Below are 10,662 nucleotides of genomic sequence, written 5' to 3' on the forward strand. Positions count from 1 at the left end.
AAATCGGCCTCGCCGCATCACTCGTCTCCATCTGACGAGCTAACTTACCAATGGCATGAATTCTGGGGAGCAGGTCAGCTCATATTCGTCCGACAGGATCAGAAGCCATATGACCAGCTATAAGATATCCGGTGCTGGCGACATCGACCCGACTGAGGGATTGATCATCGCAACCCATCCGGCACAGCCGGGCACCTTCATTGTCTATGCCAGCAAGAAGCAGGTGCTTGAGCGCGCACCTGTCGTTCTTTGGGGCGTTGATCAATATGGATGCGCCGTGCCCATCACGATGAATGGCCCCTGGGATGAAGCATCCAGTCCAAATGGTTTCGTCCTACACCCCACGGGCGACTGCAGCAGATACGACTCTAACTGGCCGGACGTAAGCACAGCGCTTGCCGACTTGCTCCCTTCCGACAATTGATCGCTGCCGTGACAAATCCCCCTTCGCCGGTCGATGGTGACGTGCCGGAAGATCTGTTGCGAAGCATAGTCGCGCTCTCTCGGCGATGGGCCAGCGCAGGCGTTAGGGGAAAAGGTATCCGTCTCGCGGACCACGAACTCGATCTGCTTAACGCGATCGGTGCAGGCGAAATGCTTATGTCAGCCGCAGCGGAGGAACAGAAAAAACAAGCCGTTGAGCGGCGGGCGCTGAAAGCACGCAAGGCTTCTATAGATACTTGACTGCGGCCGTGCCGCATGGGCGGGACGCTACCGAGGGGCTTCTGTTTAAACTCGTAAGTGCACCCGAAGCGGAAACCTATGACTGGCGTGCTGACCAACTTGGCTTAAACGGAGCTCCCATAGATTGGAATGGTCGTGAAAAAGGCGCAGGCCATGATCATGCCAAACTGGCCTGCCGCCATGTCGCGGGAGTTGGCGCTCGCCTACACGGGCGTTGCGCAATGCCAACTGCGCGAATGGGAACGAAGCGGCGCTATAATCTTTTTACCGATTGGCCCGCGCGGACAAAAGATTGCCCTGCGATCCGCGTTGGACTGTGCTTTGGATGCAATGTTCGAACGCTATGATCAGTCGATCGATTTCGACTTCGGTTGATGGTTCCGATGTGGCTCGCGGTTTCCGCCGGCCGTGCCAATTCTCTTATTATACCATCACCGGATCGCGATCGATGATCCCGTTGGGCAGCTACGATATCCAGCACGCTCGCGACCAGATGGCCAGGGATGCCAACGAGAACGCCCGGCTTCGTGCTGAGATTGCTGCAGCGAAGATCAAGCTTGCACCCCTGCCCGCGGCCAATCTCGCTCGCGATCGCGCCGCATGATCATCGACACCACAAATGCGGTGTCTTGATCGAAGTCCGATGATGAGTGCGGTAAATTCGTATCGTCTGCGCGCTATTGCGTTGACCGCAGTTACGTTACGAACGTTGCGGTGGTTGGCAAACTGAATACAGTTCTGATTATGCAACATTCCCGCAACTGGATTGCAACGTCCAAAGTAGTGACAGTGCGAACACTACAGTCAATCGATAAAGAGCAGGCAAAGGCTCTTGGCGAATCATCGCCTTTGCGCTAGTTGTCGATTCGATTGGTTCCGAAATGACGAAACCCCAGCGCCTGCCAGCGCCGGGGTTTCTGATCGGGGGCAACTCTCGCGGGCTTCTAGTCCGGTACGCGAGAGCGGGAACTACCCCCTCGAAGGCGGCAACGTCTTCCACAGCGGGAAGACTCCGTCAAGACCGGTCGTTTGCCAAATAAGGAACATGACCTTGGTGAACTTACCCCAACGGCCACCGCGCCGCTCACGCTTCCCTCTGTCCGATGCAGCGATCGCTGACATCTGGGCTCGCCTGCGTGCAGGCGACATCCAGCATGACATCGCCGCTGACTACGGTACCAATCCAGGCCGCGTGTCCGAGATTAAGACCGGGAAGCGCGGCAATCACGTAACAGGGTTGCCAAAGCGCTAGACCTGAAAGCCGGTCCGGAGAGGGCGTCGTGAGAACGGCGCCCTTTTCGATATTAGGCACGTCAGGTTCGCCAAGCATCGTGCTGCCGTGGATCGATGCCTGGAACGATCTGCAGCCATTGGTCGCTGATTGCTGGTGGGAGAACCGGCATGCTGATCGCCTTGCGACCTGAAGTGCTAAGCGTCTCGGCTAAATGGCGCTAGTTAGGACTTACGACATGAGCATCCAGAACGATCGTCTACCGGAGCTTGAGGAACCCTGCAGAGCGTGCGGAGGAACGGGAAATTCGTCGCCAGCCCAACCCGGTCAAATGAGGGCAAGCTTCAATTGTGAGAACTGTAAGGGTCACAAGGTGGCGCCGACCGAAGCAGGTCACCAGCTTATCGAGTTCATCAGCCGGCGATTCCACATCTCCGACTACGAGGTCCAGCGGGATATGTTGGGCTGATCAGGCTTCCTACTGGGCTCCTTCCTCAATAGGATAAGCCGATCAAATATTCCAAGTCGCGTGCGGATATACGAATCGTGCTACGTCGCTAATCACAGGCTTCAAAGCGCTAATCACGACTGCCGGTTCTGGGATATCGACGTTGGTGGGGCCATCTAGGTATCGAAAGTAATTGGTGCGGTGAGGCCTCTCAAGCGCTTCCGCTATCCAAGTCAATTCGTCGCTCGCGAGGTATCCTTGTGACTTCGCGGCGGCGAGCGCCTTTTTTAAGCTATGGCCGATCTCATTCTTGGCGACGTGCTTTCGTCCTCCGAGATGTAAATACGCCGCCTTGAGCGACAGCTCCATGGCGAAGCCCAGTAAGAGAAACAGGGCGGCTGACATTCGGCCGTTAAATGCCCTATCGCCCTCGGTTTCTACGATTAGTTCAGCCGCGGTCAGATGGCTCGAAGCCATAATAAGCAAGCCCTCTGCTTGAGACATTTGATCACGCTCCAAACTCTGCCCCTCCCTTAGTAAGGATAGAACGCGTGGGGATCAGAGATCAGTTGCTGCGCCGGCGGGGCCGGCCGGGGAGGCGGGCGCTTCGGATTATCGGGGACCGGGTCGGGCAGGGTCGGCACCCCGCCTCCGAACCGTATCCGGATGTAGGCGCCGCTTCCGTGCATAGCCTGGAAGACCGCGATCGCTTCGCCTTCCTTCATTCGCTTGCCGATCAGCGGCGCGCGTTCGGCGCTGACATAGCTCAGCTGAACGCCGCGCTCGCTGAAGATGGCAACGGCGTGCTCGTCGTACGGGTTGGTCGGCTCGAGGCGCGGCTCGACCGCGTCCCCAGGCGCACAGATCATACACTCCATATGCCGGTTGCTCTTGCTCTTGTCCTCGTTCGGGAAGTCGATACCGACAATGGAGGTGGTCAGTTCGTCCATGAAGATAATTTGCCCGAATCGCTTAGCCGCGCCTAGGCTTGAGATATGTCCGAGCCCCTTAACACCTCATCCCTCCTAGCCGAATTGCAGCGGCTTATAGCTGCGCAGGATGCGGCCGCGCTCATGCCGACCCCGATGCTCGACATGTCGGTCGGATCGATGGGCGCAGACCCAATGTCGGCAGTCGCAATCGTCGACATGCAGCAACAGATTGGCGTGCTGGTCGCCGAGGCAACGGATGAGGACCTGATCAAGGCCTATAGAGAAACTAATGGCGAACCAGGCAGCTTGGCTGCTGAAGCACTGCTCGCCGAGATAGAGCGACGTAACCTCGACAAGTGACCGTGCGCAAGATCGTTCATACGATTGCCGCGGATAAGACGAAGGACGTCGCCGTATTCGAGCATGACCTCGGACCTGACGTGATCGTCCAGGTCCGCAGCGAGCGTGGCCGCGTACTGAAGATGCGCGCTGACGTGCTTCCCGACCGGGTGGTGATCCACTTCCAGGACGGCACGACGGAGCGACTTAGCGTGGTCATAATTGGCTGATGGTGCACGCTAGGCCGATGCAAGATCGAGAGATCTGGATACAGGCTTGCGTGATCCTTGCCGAGCACGGCGAACATACCCCAGATTATATCGTCGATCAGATGGTCGCTGCCATCGGCAATCCTGTCGTCGCAAAAGATTGGTACCGGATCGCCGCTGCAGTCGATGTTATCAAAGGCACTTACGGGCCTACTGCGAATTGCTGATCTCGGAATAAGCGCCAGATCGGCGCAACTGGCGCACGATCCCGTTAAACGAGGCCGTCACGCTCTGGCTACGGTCTATCTCGTTATCTTGCTGCGCACCTTCCCAGAACATGACGAGCGGCCAGCGCTCAGGCAGTGATACCAGAGGCATCGCAAGGCTAGGCGCACCGCTGGCGTATCGACGCGGCCATTAGCGGTATCGCTGAGGGTGAACGTGGGTAAGGGCGATTAGCGATACCAGCGCGATACCAAAAACGGCAGTCGATCAGGCAGAGAGATCAATGGGCTCGGCTGTCAATGACTCAGCGTGCGCTAAGGCCGCCTTCATATCATGCGCAGTGGGTGCCAATTTGGGTCAATCGTGTTGTCAGTATTCCATGGAAGCAGTGCTGCTTCCCCGCCAATACAGCCACTGTAGATTCGGGGGGGGAAGAAAAATGCGTATACGTTTAATGTTGGCGGGCTTCATCAGCCTATTATTCGCCCAGCCCGCTATGGCTGTGAACATAGTCGTCGCCTTCGGCAACGGCTCCACATTGGGAAACTTCGAGTATGATTCGGATAGCCTTCCAACTCGCGTTGAATCGTGGTGGGAAGGTACTGAAACTGAAATTTACAATACCGGTCAACTAAAATCACTAAATATTATAGGATGGGACGGGCTACTTCATCCTTTTACATTAGGTGAAAACAGCTTGATACAGGCTTATAGATCTGGTGATTTTCTATATTTGAACGTTGCCTCTCAATCGCAGGAAAGCGGCTATTTTGAGTTAGGTGCTCAATTAAGCGGCAATCCTAAAACTTCGGTAAATCTGCCGACTTCTTATAATGACAAATATATGACCAGTCATGTCTACTACGAAGCCCCAGACGGCGTGTATAACTATTCATTGACCAGCTTTTCAGTTCAGCCCACCTCATCGGCACCCGAAACGGCTACTTGGGTTAGCATGCTCATCGGATTCGGAATGTTGGGCGGCGTCGCCAGGTCAAGCCGCCGCCGTAGCAAATATCCTCAGACTGCGGTCGCTTGAACTTTACCATTTCAAAAAGCCAAAGGGTCATCTGCGCGGTGCTTCGTGGATGCATATAGAGACGGCGCGCCCGGAGGGCCTGACAAGCACCCGAGCTCGCGCGGCCCGGGCGGCTGCATCGGGCGCGGCAGGGTCGACGACGATCCGATCAATGAACCCGGCCGAAGAGCACTACCTGCCTGAGGACGAGGCGCTGCTGTTCCGGTGAAACGCCCGGCTCTTTCGAACCGGGCGCATTAGTCACATCGCGTCGTAGTAGCCCGCGTGCAGCTTCGCGAGCGTGGCGTTGAACGTGCCGCCATTGACGTCAGCATCCTTCGCACGGTCGCGGCCGTACTCGGTCTTACCCTTGGCGGAGAGCTTCTTATAGCGTGCGTTCTCGGTCTTGCTCATAGTGCTTCTTCCTACTTCGGTGGTCCAAGTCGACAATGGTATAGAGGCCCCCGAAGCACTCAGCTCCGAGGATTCCTATAAGCCTCCCGATGACTTGATTATCGGGGGATGCGTGAAACGAGAGGGTCGGGCGACCGCTGCGGCGCCATAGCTTCCGGAATTTCGACAGAAGCGGCGCGAGCAGCTTTGGTTGCTCGACGAATAAGAAGTTGATGTACCAGCCGCTGTCAGCGGCATCCCACGCGATCTGCGCGACGGGCGTCGGCCCCTGCCATGCTATCAGGCAGGGGCCGGACTGGCGAAACTCGGTGTACCCGGTCATGGGCATCACCTCCTTTCATGCTGAATTATTTTAGATCAGCGACCCGTCAGCTGCATCAGATACGGATTAAGGGGCATCGTGTAGCGGGTGGCCTTCTTGCCATCGATCTTGAACAGATAGCTTTCCGGCCAAACCCGACCACCGCCCCACCACGTGATGCCGTAAAGCACGTCAGCATTAGCCTTCATGTCGGCAATGGCGTTTTTGCCTATGGTCTTACAGTTGTCCTTAATGCCGAAGTGCGCACCGAATGCGGCCTCGGTGATGATGCCCTTTAAGCCACGTCTACGAAGCTGCGCGGCGAAGTCGTCGAGGCCGCTGCCCTCGCCCCACGTGATGTCGCACGACTGGCTGGAGCCGCTGGATCCCTTATCCCAGTAGCGATGGCCGTTGAGGTAGGTGCGATTGAGCGGATCGAGGGGGCCGTTGGTATCACGATCGAGCGCACAACCTGCGCTCTCGCAAGCCTTCCATGCTCCCTCTTTCTTGTCGAAGCGGAAGGTCGCCGACCACTGCGGCCATTCCAAAGCAATCGGATGCTTGATCCCGTTGGCGCGAAGGCCAGCAATAATGATCTTGGAATCGCGGATCCATTGCATCCAGTCGTTCGTCAGCACCGGATCATCAAAGCCACGGGGCTCATTGACCAGGTCAAGGATCACAGAGCCGTCATCGGGGAAATTGCGTGCGAAGCCGGTCCAGAAAGCGATCGCCTTGGTCGGCGCATCCCAGCGGTAGGTATGGTTGTCCAGGATCACCGGCACGCCCTTGCTGCGCGCATAGGCGACGTTGACCTTGAGCTCGGCGATGCGCGCCGGCGTCATCCGGTCATCCTTGAACGGGTAGCGGATCAGCTTGAAACCGTACCGCTCGATATATCCTTTCCAGTCATCGAGCGCCGGTCGAATCGCGTCGCCGCCGCTGGCCTCGGCGCCCGACAGGTTCGCGCCGAACAGCGGGTCGACGCGCGCGGTATGGTTTGCGGGTGCTGCGGGCCGAGCGGGTGCTGCGGGGGCCGCAACTGCCACCGGTGCAGCAGGTGTCGCGCAAGGTCGCGCGTCGACCGGGGCATAGACCCAGCCCTTGCCCTGGACGTTTCCGACAAAACGCAGCTTGGTTGCACCGATTATCTCGAAGCCGTTGCCGGCCGCATTCGACCGGCTGCGATCGTTCCAGACGGGCCACCCAGCGGCGCGCGTACCGTCGGCGAGCAGATCTCGCCCCATCTGTTTCTTCAGGACCAGCGTGTCCCCGGGGCAGACCGAGATCCGCGCGGGCGGGCTGGCGCCGGTGACGATGTGTTCGGTCTGCGCGGTTGCCGGAACGGCAACAAGCGCGAGGCCAATTAAGAGGAGACGGCGCATAATATCACGCATGGGAATCACCTTCTTTCGTGTTGGATTGGGTCAAGTTGCATTACAACGAGCGAATGTTACGCAGGCTGATGAACAGTTTCCTTCAGGCACTAACCCTGCCGTTCCGTGCGCTTTCCGCTAAGCTTAAGGCTGATGCCGCCTTACGAGAGCAGCGCCAAGCGGCCGGACTTTGCGTCGGGTGCGGCGCTGCATTCGATGACATCGACGCTCCTGACGTGGTGCTTGGCGAAGAGAATCTATGCTGGCAGTGCGGAGGCGGACGGGCGGCGCCTTAAGCGTATCGCCGCCGATCAAGGTCAGGCGATGTACGTCGCCGCATTCATGTCACCGTCGAGATGGTAGAGCGCGGAAAGACCCGCTTCATTGCCAACGAGAGGGCTGGTTCGCGGCGTAAAGGCGGCGGTGTATTTGGCGACTGTCCAAACGGCAAATTCATCAATCGAACCCGGGAAGACGAACGAAGCGTTGTTTTGGTACGCGCCGAGATTGAACACGCTGTTGCCGACGGTGGTAGAAGGTGCCGTTGCCGATGTCCCAATCAGGATACCATCGACATATAGCGAACCGCCACTTGGGGTTACCACCAACGCTACATGATGGCGGGCTCCATCAGTGATAATAGGATTCGTACCGTCGCCAGTTGGAGACGTGCCGTTCATATACACGTCACCATTGGTAGAAGCGGTGCTCTGATAATTGGCAACCAGTTTGCCGCCAGCTGCGACTCCGATCCAACCGCGTTTTGAAATACCACCCACGACTTTGACGGCAGTCGGCCCGGTGTCGAGCGCGATGACGCACTCCATCGTCCACGTTTGGGTTGCGATCAAAACGTCAATGCCGGTACCCGAAGCAGCTCGCCCGTAACCTGCCGCGGTGCGCTCTTGTCCGAAGTTGGTCCGACCCGCCTGATAGACGGGCGTCCCGGTTACCGTCAGATCCGGCCCGACCTTGATAGGCGTGCCGCCGCCACCGCCCGGCGCCGCGACGACGACAGGCGATAGCGTCGCCATGAGCTGACGACCGCGTGTAATGCCATCGCCGTCCGTGTGGTTATCATAGACCGCGTTGCTCTGGCCGTTAGCGGCATCAATCGGCGCAAACGCATAGACATCGAGTGCCTGGGTATCGGCGGGTGCCGCAGCGAGGCGAAGCGTAATCGAACTGCTTCCGATCGTGATAGGCGTCGTCGAGTCGAGCGCGAGAGGCGATGTCATCGATCCGCTGTTGAACACCGAGAAGCGATTGGCGGGCGTACCGACCGAAACGAGCGCGGTTGCACCGGTCGGGTAAGTGACGGGCAGAACGATATCAACCGCGCCTGCCGCGCGTGCACCAGACGCCAGCGACGGACCGCTATCATCGCCGGGGAGGCCGATCCCAGGACGTGAGGCACGGTAGAAGTGGTCTGCAAGGCGCGCGGAACCGGCTTGCGACTGATGCACGCCATCATACAATTCGATATCCTGCGCGTTGATCCTGACCCCACCATTGGCAGCAGCCCAAGCCGATGCCGCACTACGGATCGTCAGGATCTGCGCGGGCGTTCCCCATGCAGTGCTGGTGATGTTCGGAATGGTACCGAGCAGCTTGTTATAGTTCGAGCCGCGGATTGCGTTGCGTGCAGTCATATCCGTGAACAGGGACGAAAGGTGCCCCTGATACGTGGCGCTCGACATGCCGGCGAGGCTGTCGGTGTGCCCCTGCATCCAGATGAAGGTTTCGAAACCGCCTACCGCATCGAGCGCCGCGCGCAGGCCAGCGCTGTCCGCACCGCCGGGAACGAACCGCGTGATCGACTGCGAACCGCGAGCATAGCCCACGAGTGCGCAATTGACCCCGGTAGCGGCAATACGGTTGCCGAGATATTCCGCCGCGAAGGCACTGTTGTATGGTCCTGTGCCTTCCGCGATCAGGCCCCAACTTGGCAGCGCCGCAGCCGTTGCGGTTGGCTCAAGCGCTTGGGCGAAGCACGACGTATTGGCCGGGATCGAAACGCCGGTCGATGCGATCGTGACGGTTGCCTGGCTGTCGCGCGCGGTAAACATGCGGGTAGCAAGCGACTGACCGGATACGGCAGTGAGGCTGCCCATGCCGACCAGTACGGTGCCGTTCTGCCAGGTCGTGCCATCGACCGACAGGTCGACATAGAACCAGCCAAGGCGAGCATCGACCCCGGTGACTTGGAGGGTCTGAGTACCCGTGGCGGTAAAGGCGGGAAGTGCCGTATTCGCCTGCAGGATCGTGCCGTCAGAGGCGCGGATGCGGAAGCGCGGCGTCCCAAGCGCACTGACGTTGACCGGTACCGGGATCGTACCGACACCCTTGCCCTGACCGCCCCCGGTAACAGTCTGACGCTGATAGATGCGGTTTGGCGCAGCGAGCTGCGTCATGGTGAAGTCGGTGCCGTTGGCCGCGGCCGAGACCGTAACGGACGCCACCGTGGACTGAGCCGTGCCACCGTTCCCGGATGCGAACTCCTGATACGTCAACGTGCCAGCAGAAGCGGGGGCCGTGGTTAGCCCCGTGCTGATCGTCGAGCCGTTGAGCGCCCATGCGCGAGACGTGATCAAACCGTTCGACACGGCGCCGGGCGTTGCTGTGTAGGTCGTCGTCCCAGCCGTGCCAGTCGAAGGGCTGACCGTCGGCTGCGACGTGAAGGCCGGCGCTGCCGCGGCCGCGCTCGCGACGGTCACCTGCTGCACCGTCGACTGCGCGGTGCCGCCTGGTCCGGTTGCTGCCTCCTGATAGGTCAAAGTGCCTGACGATGCCGGAGACGCCGTCAGGCCGGTGCTGATCACCGTCCCGTTGATCGTCCAGGATCGTGACGTGATCGAGCCATTGCTGACGTTGCCCCCGGTCGCGGCGAATGTCGTCGCGCCTGCAGTGCCGCTGTTCGGGCTGATACTGGGCTGCGAGGTGAAGGACGGTGCCGGCGTTGGTGCGGTTGCGGCCGCAGTCACAGCCGCCACCTGGACCGTCGACGTCGTTGTGCCGCCGGGGCCGGACGCCGTCTCCTGATAGGTAAGCGTGCCGGACGACGCCGGCACGGCCGTCACGCCGTTGCTGATGGCGACACCATTCAGCAGCCAGGCACGAGATACGACCGAGCCGTTGCTGACGGTGCCTGGTGTCGCGGCGTACACCGTCGAACCGGCGGTGCCGCTGGTCGGACTGATGCTCGGCTGCGTCGTGAATGCTGGCGCGGGAGTCGCCACCGGGATGCCAGCCGCGTCAAGAGCGTCAACACGCTTGATCAGTGCGTTCACCGTGTCGCGCCAGTCGCGTGCGGACGCGTTGTTCGGGATATACGTCAGCACGGCCATGCGTGGACACTCCTATTCAGGGAAGCGGGTTGGTCGTTCATCAGCAAAGCGGGGTGTCAGCGCGGCCAGGCGTCGACGGCGAGGCCGCGGCGCACGTCGCAGAGTGCTAGGTCGGCGCGCGCGTCGCGCAGCGAACCC

13 protein-coding genes are annotated in these 10,662 nt (G+C 59.6%); 8 read left to right on the forward strand and 5 right to left on the reverse strand.

The features are described 5' to 3' along the window. Positions 1–109 precede the first annotated feature (109 nt). The 4 genes from sphst_RS09675 to sphst_RS09685 all read left to right on the forward strand — a co-directional run bounded on the left by sphst_RS09675 (position 110) and on the right by sphst_RS09685 (position 2,384). Complete coding sequence (locus tag sphst_RS09675; protein ID WP_107045462.1) at positions 110–424, forward strand: hypothetical protein; 315 nt, start codon at positions 110–112, stop codon at positions 422–424. A 395-nt stretch (positions 425–819) separates the two neighbouring features. Continuing rightward, on the forward strand, positions 820–1,059 hold the full coding sequence (locus sphst_RS09680) for a hypothetical protein (RefSeq protein ID WP_442800391.1): 240 nt from the start codon (positions 820–822) through the stop codon (positions 1,057–1,059). A gap of 73 nt (positions 1,060–1,132) precedes the next feature. Then, positions 1,133–1,288, forward strand: coding sequence for a hypothetical protein (locus sphst_RS20450; RefSeq protein WP_159043564.1), 156 nt, complete (start codon positions 1,133–1,135; stop codon positions 1,286–1,288). 865 nt (positions 1,289–2,153) lie between these two features. Next, the gene (locus tag sphst_RS09685; protein WP_031394205.1) at positions 2,154–2,384 is read left to right on the forward strand and encodes a hypothetical protein; all 231 of its coding nucleotides are present in this window, start codon (positions 2,154–2,156) and stop codon (positions 2,382–2,384) included. Positions 2,385–2,426: 42 nt separating this feature from the next. Here the strand turns inward: sphst_RS09685 and sphst_RS09690 are convergent, their stop codons facing one another. Both sphst_RS09690 and sphst_RS09695 read right to left on the reverse strand, forming a co-directional pair. After that, positions 2,427–2,867: a hypothetical protein gene (locus tag sphst_RS09690; RefSeq protein WP_031394204.1), complete on the reverse strand. Its 441-nt coding sequence runs from the start codon at positions 2,865–2,867 to the stop codon at positions 2,427–2,429. Between the two features lie 29 nt (positions 2,868–2,896). Further along, on the reverse strand, positions 2,897–3,313 hold the full coding sequence (locus sphst_RS09695; RefSeq protein WP_107045463.1) for an HIRAN domain-containing protein: 417 nt from the start codon (positions 3,311–3,313) through the stop codon (positions 2,897–2,899). A 45-nt stretch (positions 3,314–3,358) separates the two neighbouring features. On the opposite strand from sphst_RS09695, the gene sphst_RS09700 reads away from it, so the two are divergent. The 4 genes from sphst_RS09700 (at position 3,359) to sphst_RS20455 (ending at position 5,107) form a co-directional block, all read left to right on the forward strand. Beyond that, on the forward strand, positions 3,359–3,655 hold the full coding sequence (locus sphst_RS09700) for a hypothetical protein (RefSeq protein ID WP_031396222.1): 297 nt from the start codon (positions 3,359–3,361) through the stop codon (positions 3,653–3,655). A 2-nt stretch (positions 3,656–3,657) separates the two neighbouring features. Then, positions 3,658–3,864 carry a hypothetical protein gene (locus sphst_RS09705; protein ID WP_159043565.1) on the forward strand — a complete coding sequence of 69 codons (207 nt, stop codon included), beginning with the start codon at positions 3,658–3,660 and terminating at the stop codon, positions 3,862–3,864. 50 nt (positions 3,865–3,914) lie between these two features. Beyond that, the gene (locus sphst_RS09710) at positions 3,915–4,070 is read left to right on the forward strand and encodes a hypothetical protein (RefSeq protein WP_159043566.1); all 156 of its coding nucleotides are present in this window, start codon (positions 3,915–3,917) and stop codon (positions 4,068–4,070) included. 437 nt (positions 4,071–4,507) lie between these two features. Next, on the forward strand, positions 4,508–5,107 hold the full coding sequence (locus tag sphst_RS20455; protein ID WP_159043567.1) for a hypothetical protein: 600 nt from the start codon (positions 4,508–4,510) through the stop codon (positions 5,105–5,107). A 240-nt stretch (positions 5,108–5,347) separates the two neighbouring features. Here the strand turns inward: sphst_RS20455 and sphst_RS20460 are convergent, their stop codons facing one another. The 3 genes from sphst_RS20460 to sphst_RS09725 form a co-directional block, all read right to left on the reverse strand. Further along, entirely contained in the window at positions 5,348–5,500 is a 153-nt protein-coding gene (locus sphst_RS20460) for a hypothetical protein (RefSeq protein ID WP_159043568.1), read from the reverse strand. 357 nt (positions 5,501–5,857) lie between these two features. Continuing rightward, on the reverse strand, positions 5,858–7,198 hold the full coding sequence (locus tag sphst_RS09720; protein WP_107045465.1) for a cellulase family glycosylhydrolase: 1,341 nt from the start codon (positions 7,196–7,198) through the stop codon (positions 5,858–5,860). A 296-nt stretch (positions 7,199–7,494) separates the two neighbouring features. Beyond that, positions 7,495–10,524: a LamG-like jellyroll fold domain-containing protein gene (locus tag sphst_RS09725; RefSeq protein WP_031394160.1), complete on the reverse strand. Its 3,030-nt coding sequence runs from the start codon at positions 10,522–10,524 to the stop codon at positions 7,495–7,497. Positions 10,525–10,662 lie beyond the last annotated feature (138 nt).

The sequence above is a fragment of the Sphingomonas sp. STIS6.2 genome (assembly GCF_000732685.2).
GTDB lineage: Bacteria > Pseudomonadota > Alphaproteobacteria > Sphingomonadales > Sphingomonadaceae > Sphingomonas > Sphingomonas aerolata.